17 protein-coding genes and 1 pseudogene are annotated in these 18299 nt (G+C 64.5%); 6 read left to right on the top strand and 12 right to left on the bottom strand.

Translation table 11 applies throughout. The annotated features are described in order from the left end of the window. Positions 1 to 160: 160 nt before the first annotated feature. The 4 genes from LB533_RS00640 (at position 161) to LB533_RS00625 (ending at position 6739) form a co-directional block, all read left to right on the top strand. Positions 161 to 1291: a patatin-like phospholipase family protein gene (locus LB533_RS00640; protein ID WP_224676435.1), complete on the top strand. Its 1131-nt coding sequence runs from the start codon at positions 161 to 163 to the stop codon at positions 1289 to 1291. Positions 1292 to 2060: 769 nt separating this feature from the next. After that, complete coding sequence (locus LB533_RS00635) at positions 2061 to 3233, top strand: efflux RND transporter periplasmic adaptor subunit (protein WP_224676434.1); 1173 nt, start codon at positions 2061 to 2063, stop codon at positions 3231 to 3233. A 75-nt stretch (positions 3234 to 3308) separates the two neighbouring features. Further along, complete coding sequence (locus LB533_RS00630; protein WP_224676433.1) at positions 3309 to 6485, top strand: efflux RND transporter permease subunit; 3177 nt, start codon at positions 3309 to 3311, stop codon at positions 6483 to 6485. 95 nt (positions 6486 to 6580) lie between these two features. Next, positions 6581 to 6739 (top strand): DUF3309 family protein, encoded by a 159-nt coding sequence (locus tag LB533_RS00625; protein ID WP_140493366.1) that lies wholly within the window; start codon positions 6581 to 6583, stop codon positions 6737 to 6739. Positions 6740 to 6795: 56 nt separating this feature from the next. On the opposite strand, the pseudogene LB533_RS30085 reads toward LB533_RS00625, so the two are convergent. The 4 genes and pseudogenes from LB533_RS30085 to LB533_RS00600 form a co-directional block, all read right to left on the bottom strand. Continuing rightward, positions 6796 to 7316: pseudogene (locus LB533_RS30085) on the bottom strand (oxidoreductase); the annotation flags it as partial. 37 nt (positions 7317 to 7353) lie between these two features. Beyond that, entirely contained in the window at positions 7354 to 8535 is a 1182-nt protein-coding gene (locus LB533_RS00610; protein ID WP_140641382.1) for an MFS transporter, read from the bottom strand. 129 nt (positions 8536 to 8664) lie between these two features. Beyond that, positions 8665 to 8973 (bottom strand): DUF1244 domain-containing protein, encoded by a 309-nt coding sequence (locus LB533_RS00605; RefSeq protein WP_140641384.1) that lies wholly within the window; start codon positions 8971 to 8973, stop codon positions 8665 to 8667. A gap of 10 nt (positions 8974 to 8983) precedes the next feature. Further along, positions 8984 to 9781 (bottom strand): N-formylglutamate amidohydrolase, encoded by a 798-nt coding sequence (locus tag LB533_RS00600; RefSeq protein WP_140641386.1) that lies wholly within the window; start codon positions 9779 to 9781, stop codon positions 8984 to 8986. A 270-nt stretch (positions 9782 to 10051) separates the two neighbouring features. Here LB533_RS00600 and LB533_RS00595 point away from each other — a divergent pair, with 270 nt between their 5' ends. Continuing rightward, on the top strand, positions 10052 to 10516 hold the full coding sequence (locus tag LB533_RS00595) for a DUF1036 domain-containing protein (protein WP_404928014.1): 465 nt from the start codon (positions 10052 to 10054) through the stop codon (positions 10514 to 10516). Next, positions 10513 to 11946: a pyruvate kinase gene (pyk, locus tag LB533_RS00590; RefSeq protein WP_140641388.1), complete on the top strand. Its 1434-nt coding sequence runs from the start codon at positions 10513 to 10515 to the stop codon at positions 11944 to 11946. The genes LB533_RS00595 and pyk overlap by 4 nt, the downstream gene beginning before the upstream one ends. Here pyk and LB533_RS00585 read toward each other — a convergent pair. From LB533_RS00585 to LB533_RS00550, 8 genes are all read right to left on the bottom strand, one after another. Continuing rightward, positions 11916 to 12422, bottom strand: coding sequence for a hypothetical protein (locus tag LB533_RS00585; RefSeq protein WP_224676432.1), 507 nt, complete (start codon positions 12420 to 12422; stop codon positions 11916 to 11918). The two genes, pyk and LB533_RS00585, sit on opposite strands and share 31 nt — an antisense overlap. A 51-nt stretch (positions 12423 to 12473) precedes the next feature. Continuing rightward, positions 12474 to 13541: an alpha/beta fold hydrolase gene (locus LB533_RS00580; protein WP_224676431.1), complete on the bottom strand. Its 1068-nt coding sequence runs from the start codon at positions 13539 to 13541 to the stop codon at positions 12474 to 12476. A gap of 146 nt (positions 13542 to 13687) precedes the next feature. Next, positions 13688 to 14326 carry a tetratricopeptide repeat protein gene (locus tag LB533_RS00575; RefSeq protein ID WP_224676430.1) on the bottom strand — a complete coding sequence of 213 codons (639 nt, stop codon included), beginning with the start codon at positions 14324 to 14326 and terminating at the stop codon, positions 13688 to 13690. Positions 14327 to 14435: 109 nt separating this feature from the next. Further along, entirely contained in the window at positions 14436 to 14561 is a 126-nt protein-coding gene (gene ykgO, locus LB533_RS00570) for a type B 50S ribosomal protein L36 (protein ID WP_040974291.1), read from the bottom strand. A 273-nt stretch (positions 14562 to 14834) separates the two neighbouring features. Beyond that, positions 14835 to 15911 (bottom strand): 5-(carboxyamino)imidazole ribonucleotide synthase, encoded by a 1077-nt coding sequence (locus LB533_RS00565; RefSeq protein WP_224676429.1) that lies wholly within the window; start codon positions 15909 to 15911, stop codon positions 14835 to 14837. Then, positions 15908 to 16405 carry a 5-(carboxyamino)imidazole ribonucleotide mutase gene (purE, locus tag LB533_RS00560; protein ID WP_140641400.1) on the bottom strand — a complete coding sequence of 166 codons (498 nt, stop codon included), beginning with the start codon at positions 16403 to 16405 and terminating at the stop codon, positions 15908 to 15910. The genes LB533_RS00565 and purE overlap by 4 nt, the downstream gene beginning before the upstream one ends. Before the next feature lie 94 nt (positions 16406 to 16499). After that, positions 16500 to 17396: an anti-sigma factor family protein gene (locus tag LB533_RS00555; RefSeq protein WP_224676428.1), complete on the bottom strand. Its 897-nt coding sequence runs from the start codon at positions 17394 to 17396 to the stop codon at positions 16500 to 16502. Then, entirely contained in the window at positions 17393 to 17932 is a 540-nt protein-coding gene (locus tag LB533_RS00550) for a sigma-70 family RNA polymerase sigma factor (RefSeq protein ID WP_140641404.1), read from the bottom strand. The genes LB533_RS00555 and LB533_RS00550 overlap by 4 nt, the downstream gene beginning before the upstream one ends. Positions 17933 to 18299: the final 367 nt, after the last annotated feature.

The following is an 18299-nucleotide window of genomic DNA, read 5'->3' as shown; positions in this document are numbered from 1 at the left end:
TGTTTCCGCATGATCGAAATTTCATGCGATCACGCGACCGTGCTCGTGTTCTTGCCTTGGTGCGTCCTTATATGCTGCACTGCAACATAGGTCTGCCGTGACGCTGACGTCCCGATTCCCGGGCGCGCAATAAGTCAGGCACCGGGATCGACAGGAACGCATGACGAAGAACGGCAAGGCGGAGGAAGTGAAGAAGATCAACATCGCGCTTCAGGGCGGCGGTTCGCACGGGGCTTTTTCCTGGGGCGTGCTCGACCGGCTTCTGGAGGATGGCCGGCTGGAGATCGCAGCGGTGTCCGGCACAAGCGCGGGTGCGATGAACGCGGTGGCGCTGGCCGACGGCTTCGTTCGCGGCGGCGTCGAAGGCGCGCGCAAGAAGCTCGACGACTTCTGGCATGCGGTGGCGGCGAAGGGCCGGTTCAGCCCGGTGCAGCGCACGCCGTGGGACGTCGCCTGGGGCAATTGGTCGATCGAGAACACGCCGGGCTATGTCTTCTTCGACACGATGTCGCGGGTGTTCTCGCCCTATGTCGCCAACCCGCTCGGCCTCAATCCGCTGCGCGACGTCGTCGCGCAGGAGATCAATTTCGATAATGTACGCGCCTGCAAGTCGATGGAACTATTCATTTCCGCCACCAATGTCGAGACCGGACAGCTACGGGTGTTTTCCGATGGCGAGATCGACCTCGACACAGTGATGGCCTCGGCCTGCCTGCCGCAACTGTTCCGCGCCGTCGAGATCAAGGGCGTGCCCTATTGGGACGGCGGTTATGGCGGCAATCCGGCGCTCTATCCGTTCTTCAAAGCGGCTGCCACCGAGGACGTGCTTTTGGTGCAGATCAATCCGGTCGTGCGCGAGGGAACGCCCAAGAGCGCCAACGAGATCCAGAATCGCATTGACGAGATCACCTTCAACGCCGGGCTGCTGCGTGAATTCCGCTCGATCGCCTTCGTCAAGGAACTGATCGCCGCCGGCCGCCTGCCGCGGGGCGAGTACCGGGACATCCGCATGCACCGCATCGACGCCGACGAAGCCTTCAAGGATCTGTCGGCATCATCGAAGGTCAATGCCGAATGGGCATTCCTGGCTTATCTGCGGGATCTCGGCCGTACCGCCGCCAGCGACTGGCTGGAGGAGAACTACGATGCCGTCGGCAAGCGGCCGACGCTGGACCTCTCCGGCGAACTCGACGATGGCTTCAAGCCGGTGCGGGGGCCGGCACCTGGCCGACGGGTGAAGGAATTCCTGGCGGCGCGCAAGAGCCCCGAAGCGGAGCGCCGCCGGGCCTGAACCCGCATCCGTCACACGGGCATGATCTGCCGCGCGGCGCCAGCAAGTTCCTTCCAGCATCGGCAACAACCATCGCGTGTGAAGCGCGCATCATCATGCTGACGCCTGCTGCCAGTGTCGTGCGGGCGCCGCTGTTGGGCGCCATCCCTCGACCGTATCCGGAACGGTGACTGGCGGGCGAGGAATACTGTCACCAACAGGGTCGGCAGGCGGTCTGTTTGGGACTGTATCATGTCTCAAATCTAGTCGGCGGGACCCATGGAGTACACGCATCGCGGCGACCCGCCTCGCTCTTGGAGCATCTGGCTTGATCAAGAACCGGCAATTCGGATCTGAGTTGAACGGCTCGTTCTTCAAGCAATTCCAATGCGTTGCATGAAACGCCGTGCGCCGCGATGATCCATCAGGCAGAGGTCATCAGCATGCTCGAAACCTGCGCAGGGCGAAAAATCGTCCCGCGCCGGCGTCGTGCCTCAGAGAGCAGACGCAGGCCCGTCGGCACCGGGCCTTTAACGGCCGATCATGGGCCGCCAGCGAGCCCCGCTAAAGCCGCACCCGCCTTAAGCAAAAACGTTTCGCGGCAGTCACACTCCGTCCGGCTTTGCAATGCTGCTGCAACTTTCCGACTGTATTGCGTTGCAAACTTGATGTAGAAGCGCGCTTCGCCGATCACGGCAATTTGAACACGGCCTGGCGCGCACCCATATCGGCGACGCGCTCCTCGAGGAGGACGCAGTCCCGGCCAAACCCCGCAGTGGAAAAAACGACGATGCCGAAAATCAGGTTTCACAAGCTTGCTGCCATTGTTGTGCTCATCGGTTTCGCCGCCTGGATGGCGACGGGCGAGTTTTCCTCCGTTGGCAGTGCCGCCGACGCCCAGAAGGCAGCAGAGGCCGACAAGGCCAAGACGCCGGAGGCCGGCAAGCCGAACACGGCGCAAGCCGAGCCGAAGGCCGCGCCGCGGACCGTCGCGGTGGTGACGCCGCCGCGCAAGACCTATGCGCGCGCTATCCGCATTTCGGGGCTGACCGAGGCCGACAAGCGCGCGGTGCTGGCAACGCGCGTCGCCGGCGTCATCGACAAACTGCCGGTCAGCCAAGGCCAGCACGTCAAGACGGGCGACCTGGTTCTGATGCTGGCGGCCGAAGAGAAAATCTCGAATGTCGACAACGCCAAGCAGTTGCTGGCGCAACGCAAGGCCGAGCTCGACGCCGCCGAACGGCTGGCCAAGACCGGCAATCTGCCAAAGCTGCAGCTCGACACGGCGCGCTCGAATTTGACTGCGGCGCAATCGATGCTGGAGACCGCCCAGGCCGAGCTCGACCGCAACGAGGTCAAGGCGCCGTTCGACGGCGTCATCGACAGGGTGCCGGTGGAACTCGGCAGCTCGGTCATGCAAGGCGGCGAGGTGGCGACCATCCTCAAGCTCGATCCGGTGATCGCCCGCGGCGAAATCAGCGAACGCGACCTGCGCTATATCAAGATCGGCGAAGAGGCCAATGTGCGCCTGGTCAACGACCAGAAGGTCACCGGCACCGTGCGGTATATCAGCCGCGACGCCTCCTCGCAGACCCGCACCTTCCGTGTCGAAGTGGCGATCCCCAATGCGGATGGCAGCATCCCCGCCGGCATGACGGCCGAGATCACGCTCAGCGCCGAACCGACCGACGCGGTTCTGCTGCCGCGTTCGGTGGTGACGCTTGGCGACAAGGGCGATCTCGGCATCCGCGCCGTCGGCAGCGACGATAAGGTGGCCTTCTACCCGATCGACCTGGTGGACGACATGCCGAACGGCCTCGTGCTCGGCGGAATTCCGAAAGATGCGCGCATCATTGTCGCCGGCCAGGAACTGGTGAAGGAAGGCGACATCGTCAAGCCCGTCGAGGCCGACCAGGCGACCATCAACAAGCTGATCGGCGAAGCCACCGCCGGTACCCAGTAGCGCAAACCCTGGCGCCGGGATCTCCGGCGCCGCCCGCCAGTTCGCCGCTTCCGAAGAAACAGCAGGCATCAAGTCATGGATATCGTCAGACTCGCAATCCACAACGCCCGCCTCACAATATCCGCCCTGCTGTTCCTGCTGGCGGCGGGCTGGGTCGCCTATCAGTCGACGCCCAAGGAAGCGGAACCCGACGTTCCGATCCCGATGATGTATATCAGCCTGATCTACCAGGGCATTTCGCCGGAGGATTCGGAACGGCTTCTGTTGCGGCCGATGGAAAGCAAGCTGAAGAGCCTGAAGGGCCTCAAGGAGATGCGCTCGGCCGCCTTCCAGGGCGGCGGCTACGTGCTGGTCGAGTTCCAGCCGCAGACCAATCTGGCCACGGCGCTCCAGGACACGCGCAGCAAGGTGCAGGACGCCAAGGCCGACCTGCCGCAGGCGGCCGAAGAGCCGACGGTCAACGAGGTCAACGTCTCCGAGTTTCCGGTCCTCGTCGTCACTCTGTCGGGCGACGTGCCGGAGCGCGTGCTGACGGCGGCGGCGCGCGAACTGCGCGATCGCATCGAAGAGGTGCCGGGCGTGCTGGAAGGCTCGCTGCAGGGCGCGCGCGACGATCTGGTCGAAGTGGTCATCGATCCGGTGAGGCTGTCCTCCTACGGGCTGCAGCTCGACCAGCTGATGCAAGGCGTCGGCGCCTCCAACAGCCTGGTCGCGGCCGGCAATCTCGAAGGCTCGGAAGGCAAATACGCAGTCAAGGTGCCGTCGCTGATCGAGACGCCCGAGGACGTCGCCAACCTGCCGGTCGTCGCCACACCCAACGCCGTGGTGCAGGCCAAGGACATCGCCACCATACGCTCGACCTTCAAGGATGCCGAGACGGTCACTCGCCTCGACGGCAAGCCGGCTATCGCCATCGAGGTGAAGAAGCGCATCGGCGCCAACCTGATCGACACGCTGAACCATGTCAGGGAGGTGTCCGACACCTTCATCAAGACGATGCCCGAAGGCATGCATGTCACCTACACGCAGGACAAGTCGGTCTTTGTCAACCAGCTCTTGGGTGACCTCCAGAACCACGTCATGATCGCCGTGATCCTGGTGTTCATCGTCATTCTCTACGCGCTGTCGGGCCGCGCCTCGCTGCTCATCGGGCTGGCCATTCCATCGTCCTTCCTGATCGGCATATTGCTGCTTGCCATGATGGGCTACACGATCAACATGATCGTGCTGTTCAGCCTCATCCTGGCGGTCGGCATGCTGGTCGACGACGCCATCATCGTCACCGAGTTCGCCGAACGGCGCATGAGCGAAGGCATGCCGAAGGCGGATGCCTTCGAACTCGCCGCCAAGCGCATGGCCGGCCCGGTCATCGCGGCGACGATGACGCGCATCGCCGCCTTCTCGCCGCTCCTGTTCTGGCCCGGCATCATCGGCGACTTCATGAAATACATGCCGATCACGCTGATCGTCACGCTGTCGGCCTCGATGCTCTATGCGCTGGTGTTCGCGCCGACGCTGGGCGCGATCTTCGCCAAGGCGCCGAAGCATCACGAGGACGACAACCGCGACGGCTGGTACATGGCCATAGTCAAGCAGGCAGTGCGCTTCCCGATCACCGTCCTGGTGCTCACCGTGGCGCTGCTGTTCGGCGTCGGCTACGCCTATTCGAAATACGGCGCCGGCGTCGAGTTCTTCCCCAGCGTCGAGCCGGATTACGGCCTGCTCTACGTGCATGCGCGCGGCAATCTTTCGCTGGCCGAGATGGATGCCGCCACCAAGACAGCGGAGAACAGGCTGCTCGGCTGGCCGGGCGTGAAATCGGTCTATACCCGTGTCGGCAAGACTCAGGGCGGCGGCCAGGACATTCCCGAGGACGTCGTCGGCGTGATCCAGTACGAGTTCGTCGACTGGCGCGAGCGCAAATCCGCCAACCAGATCCTCAGCGACCTGCGCGGCGTCATGGCCGGCATTCCCGGCGTCGATGTCGAGGTGCGCGTGCCGGAGGCCGGTCCGCCGACCGGCAAGCCGATCCAGATCAGGCTTTCGGCCGCCGATCCCAAGGGGCTCGACGACAAGGCGCGCGCGGTGGCGGCGCGGATCGCCAAGGTGCCCAACGTCATCGACATTTCGGACGGCCTGCCGCCGCCCGGCGTCGACTGGGCGCTCGAGGTCGACCGCGCCAAGGCCGCCCAATACGGCATCAGCCCGACGTCGGTCGGCACCGTGGTGCAACTGGTGACCAACGGCTTGAAGCTGTCGGAATACCGGCCGGCGGGCGCCGACGATGCCGTCGACATCCGCCTGCGCCTTCCGGAAGACCGGCGCACGCTGTCGACGCTCGACGAACTCAGGGTGCAGACGTCGCAAGGGTCGGTGCCGATCTCCAACTTCGTCGTGCGCAAGCCCGAGCCGACGGTCGGCATCCTCAACCGCATCGACGGCGCGCGCACCGTGGTGGTGCAGGCCAATGTCGCCGCCGGCGCGCAGGTCGCCGCCGTACAGGAGCAGGTGACCAAGGCGGTCTCGGACATGGATCTCGGCAGCGGCATACGCTGGAAGCTCGCCGGCTCCAACGAGGACAGCGCGGAAGCGAGCGCCTTCCTCAGCAAGGCCTTCGGCGCGGCGATCTTCCTGATCTTCCTGGTGCTGCTGGCGCAGTTCAACAAGTTCACCAGCGTCTGGCTGGTGCTCTCCTGCGTGGTCATGGCGACGATCGGCGTGTTCCTGGGCCTGCTTCTGACAGGCGAGGCGTTCGGCATCGTCATGTCGGGCATCGGCGTCATCGCGCTGGCCGGCGTGGTGGTCAACAACAACATCGTGCTGATCGACACCTATGACCGGCTGCGCGAGGAGGGCTGGGACAAGATGGAAGCGGTGCTGCAGACCTGCCGCGAGCGTGCCCGCCCAGTGGTGCTGACGGCTGTTTCGGCTATCCTCGGCGTGCTGCCGATCGCCTTCGGCCTCGGCCTCGAGATCTTCCATCATGAGACGACGATCAACGCGCCGTCGACGCAATGGTGGATTTCGCTGTCCTCGGCGATCGTGTTCGGCCTGTCCTTCGCCACCGTGCTGACGCTGGTGGTGACGCCGTCGATGCTGATGGTGTTCACCCGCGCCAAGGTCAAGCCCGGCGCGCGGCGAGGGTGGTTCAGCCGGCTGTTGCGACGCGGCAAGGGAGAGATCTCGCCGCAGGAGCCAACGGCCGATGGCGACACCGAGCCGGCAATCGCCTTCCCGAAGGCCGCCGAATAGAGCGGTTTCGCAAGGTAGGTCAAAAGGCCGCCTGGGAACTACCGGGCGGCCTTTTGCATTGTTCCCTCGCATTCAACCAGACGGCGAGGGCTAAAATGACGATCAGTACGATTCTCATCATCATCCTGATCCTGATCCTGATCGGCGCGGTGCCGGCATGGCCGCATTCGCGCTCCTGGGGCTACGGGCCGTCGGGCATCGTCGGCGTCGTCCTCGTCGTGGTGCTTATCCTGCTTCTGATGGGCCGGATCTGACCGGCAACGATTTGCGGCCGGGCCTGCCGTTCTCATCTTTTCGGCACGCTCGGCAATCACGCTGCTTGGTGCCAGGCCGGCGCGACGGCGACGCCGATATGCTGCAAGGCTTCGTGCACCGCCTGGTCCAGAGGGGTGTGCGGGATTTTCACCAAGATCTCGTTCAGTCGCGCCGAGGCCAGCCGGTGCGCTTCGAAGCGCAGATAGGACATCGAGACGATCTCGCGCCACATCGCCACGAACGGGCTGCCGGCGCGCAAGCACCCACCAGGGCATCAAGCTTAGTTTAAGCTTGCGTCCGAGCGCCTTTCGGCGGCCGTCTTGATCTCGATGTCGGTGACGGCGTGGGCCGGAAAATTCAGCGCCTCGCAAGAGCCGAGCCTGTCGAGATTGCGCGCCAGCGCGACGAAACCGACAGCGAAATCCGGCAGATAGGCCCATTTATGCACCAGATCGGCCGGGCCAGGCGCAGTGTAGATGCCCTTGCTCATCTTGGCGGCCACGACGAGGTCGAACCAGGAGCCGTTGCGGTGCCGCCGAAGAAATCGCCGGCGCGCAGAATGATCGTGCGCATCCGACGCGTGGCGGATTTCCCTTCACGAGGAACTGAAACGCTATTCGGCCGGCGCCGCGTCGGGAGCAAATTCGGCGCGATGAGCCAATCCGGCCATCAGCAGGACGACGATCAGCAGGCCCGACATGGCGATGAAGATCGGGCCGAAGCTGGAATGCTCGGCGACAAAGCCGATCGCGGAGGGCGCCACGAGGATGCCGGAATAGCCCATCGTGGTGACCACGCTCATGCCGGTGCCCGACGACATGCCTTCCTGGTTGCCGCCGGCCGAAAAGATGATCGGCACCATATTGGCAATGCCGAAGCCGCACAGCGCGAAGGCCGAGATGGCAAGCCAGGGTGAGGGCGACAGGCCTGCGATCAGCATGCCGGCGGCAGCGATGATCGCCGAACCGCGCAACGTCGTCACGGCCCCGAAACGATTGCGCACGCCATCGCCGAAGAAACGCATGATCGCCATGACGCCGGAAAAGGCGGCGTAGGCGAGGCCGGCAATGGCGAGATCGGCGCCAAGTTCCTGCCTGAGATAAAGCGCTGCCCAGTCGAGCACGGCGCCTTCGGAGACCATCGTCAGCAGCGCCATCAGGCCGACGAAGTAGACCAGCGGGTTCCCCGGCAAGGTGAATTTATGATGCTCGGCAGCCTGCGGCCTGCCCTCGGCGACGATATAGGGCACCGCCGCCGCGATCGCCGCGAAGGCAAGCGCCGTCACCACCGCGGCATGGGCGAGGTGGCCGTAATTCTGGATGGCAAAGCCGCCAAGGGCACCGCCGGCGAAACCGCCTAGGCTCCAGAAGCCATGCGAGGAGGACATGATCGCGCGCGACAGCCGCCGCTCGACCACTACCGCATTGGCGTTCATGGCGACATCCATGCCGCCAATGGAGCCGCCAAAGATGAACATGGCGACGGCAGCCAGCGGCACGTTGGGCGCCAGCGCCACGACCAGCAGGCCGAGGCTGCCGCAGAGGCCAAACCAGCGCAGCACGGTGCGCGAGCCGTGTTTGGAGATCAGGTGCCCGCACCAGGTCATGGCGGTGACGGCGCCGGCGCCAAACAGCAGGATCAAAAGCCCCAGAGTGAACTTGGAAATATCGAGCCGGGTCAGGAACACCGGGATCTGCGGCGCCCAGCTGCCGGTCAGGAAGCCATTGGCGAGGAAGATGGCCGCCACGGCCCAGCGGCCGCGAATGGCGGTCTGCATTGCATTCGACGCGTTCATAGGCGAATCCGGTCAGAAAGTGGCTTTGCGCGGCAAATTAGATCGATTCAATTTCCAGTCAAGCGCTGCGCTCGGGAAGCATTTGGGCCAAACCGAAGCCTTGAGGTAATCGAGGACGTGAGAGACCACCTAGTGGTCTCTGGGTCGCCTGGTCTCGAACTCGGCCTTCTTGGCGTCGGAGGCTTCGGTCTGGTGTAGCGCCTGCCATTGTGCGTAAGGCATGCCGTAGACGATCTCGCGCGACTGGTCCTTACTGAGATCGACGCCTTCGGCTTCCGCGGCCTCGCGATACCAGTTCGACAGGCAGTTGCGGCAGAAGCCGGCGAGATTCATCAAATCGATGTTCTGCACGTCGCCGCGCTCACGCAAATGCGCCACCAGCCTGCGAAAGGCGGCGGCCTCGAAGTCACGTTTCTGTTCGTCGCTGAGTTCGGTCATCGAAACCTCCTCATAACGGCCCGGTGCGTGAGCCGAACATCTTCACTTTGTGTATATCGGGACGGCGATCGATCGCGTCAACGATCGGCGCCAGACGCTCAGCCCACGAAAGCGCATCCCCGCCGGTCGCGATCAGGTCCTGGCGGATTTCGATCAGCGCGTGGGCATAGCCGTTGACGATGGCGTGCCTGAACATGGTGTCGCCCCGCAGCGCGCCGTCATAGGGCTCGTTGTCGCCGACAACGAGGTTTTTGTCAGCGGCCAGCATGTCGATCAGCGGCCGCGCCACGCGGTCGTCGCGGTCCCACAGTACGCCGACATGCCACGGCCGCTGCCTGCCCTGCATGACCGGCGTGAAGGAATGCACGGAGAAGATGAACGGTGCCTTGCCGGAAGCCTGCGCGACCGAGGCGATCATGGCGCCGACGGCGTCGTGATAGGGCCGGTAGAAGCGATCAAGCCGTCTTTCGCGCTCTTCCGGGGCGAGGGGATAGTTGCCCGTCACGACGGTGCCGTCATAGAGCTGGCGGATCAGCGTCGGATCATCCTCGCCGCGATTGGGATCGATCAGCAGCCGCGAAAAATTGGCGAGCACCGCTGGCACGTCGAGCAAGGCAGCGAGTTCGCGCGTCACCGCCTCGACGCCGATGTCATAGGCGATGTGGCGGTCGAACGCGGCCGCCGGCAGGCCAAGGCTGCCATAGTCTTCAGGCAGGTCGCGTCGGGCATGGTCGGCAAGCAGCACCACGCCCCGCTTGCGATCGCCCTCGACGACATCGAAAGGCGCGAAAACTGTGGATCGGGTCATTGGCGGGAAAGGGTCTGTTCGCTGGCTTCGGGGGAGGATGCTATCGTCTTTCCACGAAGACGACGCGGGCGCAATGCCGTTGTTTGGCCAAGGTTTCCGCTGAAATCTGGCAAGGGGCGACGGATCGCGCGCCGGGAGCCTTCTTAAATCGATTGGAATTGGACAAAACGGCGCGTTGACATGCGCCCGGACTTTTCCGAAAAGGGGCGCAGAGAGATGCTGATGTGGTTCTTGAGGGGTTTCAGGATGAGTTCCGCCGGCGGGCGGCGCGTGCGCTTCGCCTTCGCCATGCCGCTCCTGACGCTCGCCGTGGGCTTGTCCGCGATGGTTGCGGCCTCGCCCGCACGCGCTGATTTCCGCGTCTGCAACGCGACGCAAAACCTGGTCGGCGTCGGCATCGGCTATCGTGCCAAGGCCGGCTGGATCACCGAGGGCTGGTGGCACATCGAAGGATCGAGCTGCAAGACGCTGATCGAGGGGCCGCTGTCATCAAGGTTTTACTATCTTTATGCAGAAGACGCCGAACGCGGCGGACGCTGGGACGGCCCGATCAACATGTGCGTGGCTGAAAAAGAGTTCAAGATCGCCGGCGTCACCGATTGCGTCGCCCGGGGCTTCCAGCGCGCCGGATTCCAGGAATACGACACGGGCGAGCAGGCAAGCTGGATGGTCCAGCTGACCGACGACCCCGCAACGGGAGGCGCACCAGCCGCCCCGGGAACAAACAGTCAATGAGACGCAGCCGCAAGGTCAAGATCCTAGCCACCATCGGTCCGGCCTCCTCTTCCGAGGAAATGCTGAAGAAGCTGTTCGAAGCGGGCGCCGATGTGTTCCGCATCAACATGAGCCATACGGATCACGAGTTGATGCGCACGCTGGTCGGACGCATCCGCGCCGTCGAGGAGACGGTCGGCAGGCCGATCGGCATCCTTGCCGACCTGCAAGGGCCCAAGCTGCGCGTCGGCAAGTTCGCCAACGGCAAGGAGGTGCTGACCGTCGGCCAGACCTTCACGCTCGACGACAATCCCGAGCCCGGGACCGCGGCCAGGGTCTATCTGCCGCATCCCGAAATCCTGAGTTCGGTCGAAGCCGGCCACCGGCTGTTGATCGACGACGGGAAGCTGGAGCTGAAGGCGGTGAAGGCCAATGGCAAGACCATCGTCTGCACCGTCGTTGCCGGCACGACGATTTCCGACAGAAAGGGCGTCAGCCTGCCCGATACCGACCTGCCGGTCGGCGCGCTGACCGAGAAGGACCGTAGGGATCTCGACGCGGTGCTCGCCACCGGTGTTGACTGGATAGCGCTGTCCTTCGTGCAGCGGCCGGAGGACCTTGCCGAGGCGCGCAAGATCGCGCGCGGCCGGGCGTTGATCATGGCCAAGATCGAGAAGCCGCAAGCGGTTGCCCGTCTCGCCGAAATCATCGAACTGTCGGATGCGCTGATGGTCGCGCGCGGCGATCTCGGCGTCGAGATGCCGTTGGAAGCGGTGCCCGGCATCCAGAAACAGATCACGCGCGCCGCGCGCCGCGCCGGCAAGCCGGTGGTGGTCGCCACGCAGATGCTGGAATCGATGATCACCGCACCGGTGCCGACCCGCGCCGAGGTCTCCGACGTCTCCATCGCGGTCTTCGAAGGCGCCGACGCTATCATGCTGTCGGCGGAATCGGCGGCGGGCGCCTATCCGGTCGAGGCGGTGGCGATGATGAACCGCATCGCCACCAAGGTCGAAACAGACCCGACCTATGCCGGCATCATCAACGCGCAGCGCTCCGAACCGGAAGCGACCGGCGCCGATGCGATCTCGCTGGCCGCCCGCGAAATCGCCGAGACGCTGAAACTGTCTGCGATCATCACCTACACGGCCTCCGGCACCACCGGCCTGCGCGCCGCGCGCGAGCGCCCGCAGGTGCCGATCGTGGCGCTGTCGCCGATCGTCAACACGGCGCGGCGGCTGTCGCTGCTGTGGGGTACGCACTGTGTCGTCTCGCCCGATGCCACCGACCTCGACGACATGGTCGATCGCGCCTGCCGCATCGCGCTGGAAGAGGAATTCGGCAAGCCCGGCGACCGCGTCATCATCACCGCCGGCGTGCCGCTAAGGACGCCCGGTTCGACCAATATGCTGCGCATCGCCTATGTCGGATCGGACTTGGGCACCCGATAAGCGCCCCGAGGCTTCACCGTCGCGATTTTGAGAGCTCTTGCTGCCGCCGCAGCGTGGTCTATACGCTGGAGAAACCGGGACGCGCGCGGGACCGGATCATATAGATACTGATCCGGCCCGTACATTTTGCGCTGGTTCAATTCTGCGGTGTCGAGCAGATCGAAATCGACCTTTGTGATCGCAGCGTGCCATCCCGCACTGTGCGATGCCCATCCTTTTCCGTGGTGCTCCAGGAGCCGCTCGCGGCTGGAATAGCCGTGGTAGTCGAAAGCGACGATGCCGTTCGTCACATAAATATGGTTGCCCGAAAAACCTTCGCCTGGGATGATTCGCTCCGCGTAAAATCCTCCAAGAGGCGGATGGGTGAGAAAGACGCCCGCAAGAATGTGGCACGCGCCGTGCCCGAAAAAGATGCGATCCGGCAATGCCCATCGCTTCTGCGGATTTTTCTTTATGCCGTGTTTCAGGACGTACATGCCGCTCTGGCCCCATGCCGTTTGTCGATGACCGTTTCCGGAAGACGCACATCAGGTCGGCGCCAACTCCGCTTCGGGTTCCTTGAGGTCGGCGCATTTGCCGGCGCCATAGGCATCGCCGGCGATCCGCGCTTCCACCGCCCTTGCCATCGCCTCCAGATCCAGGCTCCTGCCGGCGACCTTCTCGATGGCGCCAACGACCAGATCAGACGCGATCCAGTCCGGCTTGTGGCCGAGATTGCGCACCCAGATGAGCTCGGCACCGGCAATGTTGCGCTCGAGGCCGACCGAATGGATATGGGCGTAGACGACCTTGTCTCGATCGCCCGAGATGACCACGGTCGGCGCCTTGATCTCGGCGTAGCGCGGCGCGGCCCCAAGGGCATAGCGGTAGAGGCCGGCGACATCGCTGGCATTTGCGCGGAAGGCCGACGGTCTCAGCACCAGCGGGATCGAGGCTTCGGCGACATAATTGTCCGGCACTTTGTTGGGCGAAAAGACGCAGGTCGTAGCGTCGGCGATCCGCAGCATTCCTGCCGGATAGTTCAGCGTTTCGGAGAACAGCCGGCCGATCACCGGAATGGTGGTCAGGTCGTAGTACCAGGCGGTTGCGCCGCCGGGCCACGGATGGGTCGCCGGTGCCAGGAATACCAGCCCGAGCGTCTTGTCGGCATGCTCGCGGCCGAAGGCGGTCGTTACCGCGCCACCGAAGGAATGGCCGACGATGATAGCCTGCTTCATGCCGAGATGGTCCATCAGCGCGGCGACGGTGTCGGCCTGCGACCCCGGATCCTCGTTGTTGCCGGGCCCGCGTCCCGACCAACCGAATCCCGGCCGGTCGAAGAACAGCAATTCGGCGCGCCCTTCGAGCAGCGGCCTGAGCGGCAGCATCTGATCCCTGAGATTGGCGCTGGCGCCGTGGATGAAGACAACAGGCGGCAGGTCGGCCTTGGCGGGGCCAGGAACGTGGAGATAATGGATGCGTGCGCCATCGATGTCGACGAATTCGCCGACGGCCGGGTTGCGGCGCTCGATCAGCCAGGAGCCGACGCGGGTGATGCCGACAAAGCCAAGGACGAGCGCCAGAAGGAAGGCGAAGACGGCATAGAGCAGGTTCATGTGGGATATACGAGAGGCAGTAGGGCAGTAGGGCAGTAGGGCAGTAGGGCAGTAGGGCAGTAGGGCAGTAGGGCAGTAGGGCAGTATTTCCCGGGCGATCTTTTCCCTACTGCCTTACTGCCCTATTCCCCTACTGCCTTCCACTATCAAATTCCTTCGCCGGCGAGCTCTTCCGAAAGCGTGCCGACCTGGTCCTGGGCGCTGCGCAGCATCGGATAAATGGCAAGGACCTTCTGCCAGGCCTCGAGCGCCGATTGCTTGCGTCCGGTCACGGTCATGATCTGCGCCAGCCCCGACAGCGCGCCGAAATGGCGTGGTTCGAGTTGCAGCGTATGGTCGATGTCGGACATCGACTTGCCGTAGTTCTTCATCATGAAATGCACCGTGGCACGCCGGTTCCAGCCTTCGGCATAGGCCGGCTGCAAGGTGACCACCTGATCGAGGAAATCGAGCGCGACGTCGAACTTCTGGTTCTCGATCGCTTTTTGCGACCATTGCATCATCAGGTCGATCGAGGCGCTGCCCGACTGGGACCATTCGCTCCAGATGATGCCGGCGATACGCTCTGCCGCCTTTTCGTTGCGCTCGCGCTTGAGATCGGCAAACAGTTTGTCGAGTCGGGCTTCCCTGTTCATTGCGGGAGGCGCGGCTTCCGGCACTGGCTGGGCACCCGGAGGCGCCGGCTCCGGGGCCGCTTGCCCGGCCGCCCGATCATCGGCCCGAGCCGGCAACGAGACGGCGCTGCAAAAGAGAAGGACCGTCAAAAATGCAAAAAGAATCCGCATCGCCCGAATCTAGTCCCGGGCGGCGGAACGTCAAACTGATTTTAGCGTGAAAGGCCGGCGGACCGACGATAAACACCAACTGCGATGGCAAAAAGCCTCGCGACGAAGCTCAGCCCTGGCGCGCCTTGTAGCGCGGGGCGGTCTTGTTGATGATGTAGATGCGGCCCTTGCGGCGAACCAGACGGTTGTCGCGATGACGCGCCTTCAGCGCCTTGAGCGAATTCTTGATCTTCATGGCCTTGCCTGTCGGTGTGGACCCGGTCCGGGTCGAAATTTTAAGGCGCGCCAGAAGACGCGCCTTTGAACTGTGGGTGGCTCATAAACGAGGAGCCTTGTCCGTGTCAACCGCAAGCATGCCTGGTAGCGGAGATGAATGCCCGATGTCATCAAATATCCGCAATCGGCCAATGGCTCTGCACCGGCTGGTATGATGTGGTGGTCGCCACGTGACTTGGGAACGACATGCGCCGAGTTTTCCTGCCAGTAGCTCGCGGCGTCGAGATTGCTGTCAGGCGCGGCGGCTGATCCGGGTGAAATGGCCCATCTTGCGGCCGGGCCGCGCCTCGGCCTTGCCGTAGAGATGCAACATCAGGTCTGGCTCGGCCAGCAATTCCGGAACGCGCAAGATATCGTCGCCGATCAGGTTTTCCATCACGCAATCGGAATGGCGGTTCGGGCTGCCGAGCGGCAGTCCCGCGACGGCGCGGATGTGCTGCTCGAACTGCGAGACGATGCAGGCGGCTTCCGTCCAGTGGCCCGAATTGTGCACGCGCGGCGCGATCTCGTTGGCCAGCAGCGAACCGTCGGCCAGCACGAAGAACTCGACACCGATGACGCCGACATAATCGAGCGCCGACAGGATCTTTGACGCCGCCGCCCGAGCCGCCTCTGCTGTCCGAGGCGCGATCGCGGCCGGCACGGTCGATGTGTGGAGAATGCCGTTGCGGTGCACATTCTCGGCCGGATCGTAGGCGGCGACCGCGCCTTCGATGCCGCGCGCGGCGATGACGGAAACCTCGCACTCGAACGGCACGAAGCTTTCCAGGATCAACGGCACGTTGCCCATGGCCTCGCAGGTGCCGGCAAAATCGCCCGCTTGCGTGTCGCGGAAGACGCGCTGGCCCTTGCCGTCATAGCCCATGCGCCGTGTCTTCAATATGCCGCTGCCGTCGAATGCCTTCAGCGCCGCCGTCAGCTCATCGTCAGTGTCGACCGGCCGGAAGTCGGCGGTCGCAATGCCAATACCGTTGAGGAATGTCTTTTCGTTCACCCGGTCCTGCGCCACGTCAAGCGCGCGCGGCGGCGGATAAACTGGCACTTGGGCGGCAAGCGCATTTGCCGCGGCAACCGGAACGTTCTCGAATTCGTAGGTGACGACCGAACTTGCGGCCGCCAGTTCGGCAAGAGCGGTCGGGTCGTCATAGGCGGCTGTTATCTGCCGATTGGCGACCTGCGCCGCCGGGCAATCCGGCTGCGGCTCCAGCACCACGGTGCGGTAGCCGAGGCGGGCGGCGGCCATCGCCAGCATGCGGCCGAGCTGGCCGCCGCCGATGATGCCGATGGTCGATCCGGCGATCAGGCTCACGGCGTGTCCGTGGGTTCGGCCGCGACCTTGGCGGTCTGCGACGCGCGCCAGGCATCGAGCCGTTGGGCAAGCTTGTCGTCGTTGAGCGCCAGCACGGCGGCCGCGAGAAGGGCCGCGTTGGCAGCACCCGCCTTGCCGATGGCCAGCGTCCCGACGGGAATGCCGGCCGGCATCTGGACGATGGACAGCAGCGAATCCTGTCCCGACAGCGCCTTGGATTCCACCGGCACGCCGAACACCGGCAGCGGTGTCATCGCCGCCGTCATGCCAGGCAGGTGCGCCGCACCGCCGGCGCCGGCGATGATGACCTTATAGCCGGCGGCCTTGGCGCCCTTGGCGAAGTCGTAGAGACGGTCGGGTGTGCGGTGCGCCGAGACAATCAGCCTGATGTGCGGGATGCCAAGCGCCTCCAGCGTCTCGGCAGCGTGGCGCATGGTCGCCCAGTCGGACTGGCTGCCCATGATGATGGCGACGTCGGCGCGTTGATCGTCCAAGCTTCTGCTCCCGGCGACAAAGGCGCGCCTTAGCGGAATTCGGCGGCGGCGGCAAGGATGCGGGGCATTGCCGGCGTCCGGCCGGGAAATCAGCCTATGCCGCAGCCTTGCGGAAGCGGGCAACGAAATCGTCGAGTTCGGGCCGCTCCATGTCGGAGATCGCCCAGTAGGAGAAGGCGCCGTCGCTCCACTGCACCAGCGAAAAGCCGCCCGAGGAAAGATCGTCGGGCTCGCTGGTCTTGCCAGCCTGCTGCGGTTCGGCGACCAGCGTGATCAGATGCTCGCGGTGGCGGTAGACAAGTGCCGGCACCGGGCGGCCGGAAATCACCTCGACCCGGCCGCCGATCAGCGCAAAACCGTCCTGGGCAAGATCCGGTGCCGGCGGCGAAACGCCGATCCGGGCGTCGAGCCAGGGCTTTACCGTATGGCGATCGGACGAGACGATGTCGATCGGGCTGGCGGCAAGCAGGCTGCGGCGATGGCCGCTGGCGACCGCCGCGGCAAAGCTGTCCGACGTGCCGTTGACCATCACCCACTGCGTCGCCCCGCTGGCCAACACCGCGCTGATCATGATCGAGGCGGCAAGAGCGCGCCAGTCGAACGAGCCGAAGCGGCGTGCTCGACTTGGCGACAGCCGCGTATCGGCGTTTCGCCTCTGGCCTCCCCCGCCCGGGGCAATCACCCCCGGGAGCGCCGTCGGGCCCTGCTGCGGCTTGGCCGTTTCGCCTGACGCCTGCTGCGCGGTGGCCGCAGTGCCAATGGCCGCGATGCGGGCGCGAAAGGCGGCGTCGACATCTGGGCGCGACAGGCGGCCAATTGCGCCCTGCAAGGCGACGATGCGGGCATGCTCCGAGGCAAGCCGCGGATCGGCCGCAATGCGCCGCTCAACCGCCAGCGCGGCGGCTGCATCAAGTTCGCCATCGACGAGGGCGTGGATCATCAGCCTGATGCCTTCCGGATCATTGGGCAGTCCATCGTCATGCATGGTCATGGCGCTCTCCCCAGGTCAGACATAAGCAGGCTCCGCGCGCGGGCCAGCCTGGACATCACCGTGCCCATCGGCACGCCGAGCATGGCCGCTATCTCGCGATAGCTGAGGCCGCTGATGTCGCGCAGCACAAGCGTCTCGCGAAACGGCTGCGGCAGGGCTGCTATCGCCGTTTCAAGCGCCACCGTGTCGGCCTTGGCGATCAGGCTTGCCTCCGGACCATATTCGTCCGGCACGCTGATGCCGTGTGCCGCCGCCATCTCGTCGAGATCGCCGAGATCACCGACGGCCAACATGCCGCGCGGCCGGTTGCGCGACATCCAGGTATAGGCGGTGTTGCGCACGATGGTCAGCAGCCAGGCACGGGCATTGCCGCCTGCATAGCCTGATATGCCCGCTTGCGCCTTTATGCAGGCGTCCTGCACGACATCCTCGGCATCGGCGCCATTGCCGGTCAACCAGCGGGCAAGCGCCAGCGCGTCGCCAAGATGCGGCAGCACCACCTCGCTGAAGCGCTCGGCTCCGGCCTTCTCGCTCAAAGCAGCACCATCCGATACTCCACGAGGAACAGGCCGTGCGCTTTCAAGCAATACCGGTGATCTCGCCCCGCCCGTGCGGGCGAAACCCTCGGCAACAGGCAAAGCCGCCTGCCGTGGCGAAAGTGGATTCATCTGCGTCACCAGTGTCAAGCGCAATGGGGAAGCCGTGCATCATGGGAGAGAGGCCGGCTAACGTCATGCGCTCCAGCACATGGCGGCCGCCGCCGCCGCGGCCGTGTTCGCTGTCGTTTTCATAATCACGGACATGCCGATCTCCTCAACGCCTGTAGCGGCCTATGTCGAGGAGACCCGTTGCGGCCGAGATTTATTCCCGCCGCGTACGCATCCGGCTGTTCACGGTCACGTG

Origin of the sequence: Mesorhizobium sp. BR1-1-13, from assembly GCF_020165515.1 — a bacterium.
Taxonomy (GTDB): Bacteria; Pseudomonadota; Alphaproteobacteria; order Rhizobiales; family Rhizobiaceae; genus Mesorhizobium.
Note: the sequence above shows the minus strand (reverse complement) of the source record. Positions and strands in the feature narration are given on the sequence as shown.

What these genes read in the sequence shown, in the direction of transcription:
- LB533_RS00605 (WP_140641384.1), bottom strand. Translation starts at nt 8,973, where the DNA reads ATGACCGAACTCAGCGACGAACAGAAACGTGACTTCGAGGCCGCCGCC.
- LB533_RS00610 (WP_140641382.1), bottom strand. Translation starts at nt 8,535, where the DNA reads ATGAACGCGTCGAATGCAATGCAGACCGCCATTCGCGGCCGCTGGGCC.
- LB533_RS00635 (WP_224676434.1), top strand. Translation starts at nt 2,061, where the DNA reads ATGCCGAAAATCAGGTTTCACAAGCTTGCTGCCATTGTTGTGCTCATC.
- LB533_RS00555 (WP_224676428.1), bottom strand. Translation starts at nt 17,396, where the DNA reads ATGACCATGCATGACGATGGACTGCCCAATGATCCGGAAGGCATCAGG.
- LB533_RS00580 (WP_224676431.1), bottom strand. Translation starts at nt 13,541, where the DNA reads ATGAACCTGCTCTATGCCGTCTTCGCCTTCCTTCTGGCGCTCGTCCTT.
- ykgO (WP_040974291.1), bottom strand. Translation starts at nt 14,561, where the DNA reads ATGAAGATCAAGAATTCGCTCAAGGCGCTGAAGGCGCGTCATCGCGAC.
- LB533_RS00625 (WP_140493366.1), top strand. Translation starts at nt 6,581, where the DNA reads ATGACGATCAGTACGATTCTCATCATCATCCTGATCCTGATCCTGATC.
- LB533_RS00630 (WP_224676433.1), top strand. Translation starts at nt 3,309, where the DNA reads ATGGATATCGTCAGACTCGCAATCCACAACGCCCGCCTCACAATATCC.
- LB533_RS00585 (WP_224676432.1), bottom strand. Translation starts at nt 12,422, where the DNA reads ATGTACGTCCTGAAACACGGCATAAAGAAAAATCCGCAGAAGCGATGG.
- pyk (WP_140641388.1), top strand. Translation starts at nt 10,513, where the DNA reads ATGAGACGCAGCCGCAAGGTCAAGATCCTAGCCACCATCGGTCCGGCC.
- LB533_RS00600 (WP_140641386.1), bottom strand. Translation starts at nt 9,781, where the DNA reads ATGACCCGATCCACAGTTTTCGCGCCTTTCGATGTCGTCGAGGGCGAT.
- LB533_RS00640 (WP_224676435.1), top strand. Translation starts at nt 161, where the DNA reads ATGACGAAGAACGGCAAGGCGGAGGAAGTGAAGAAGATCAACATCGCG.
- LB533_RS00575 (WP_224676430.1), bottom strand. Translation starts at nt 14,326, where the DNA reads ATGCGGATTCTTTTTGCATTTTTGACGGTCCTTCTCTTTTGCAGCGCC.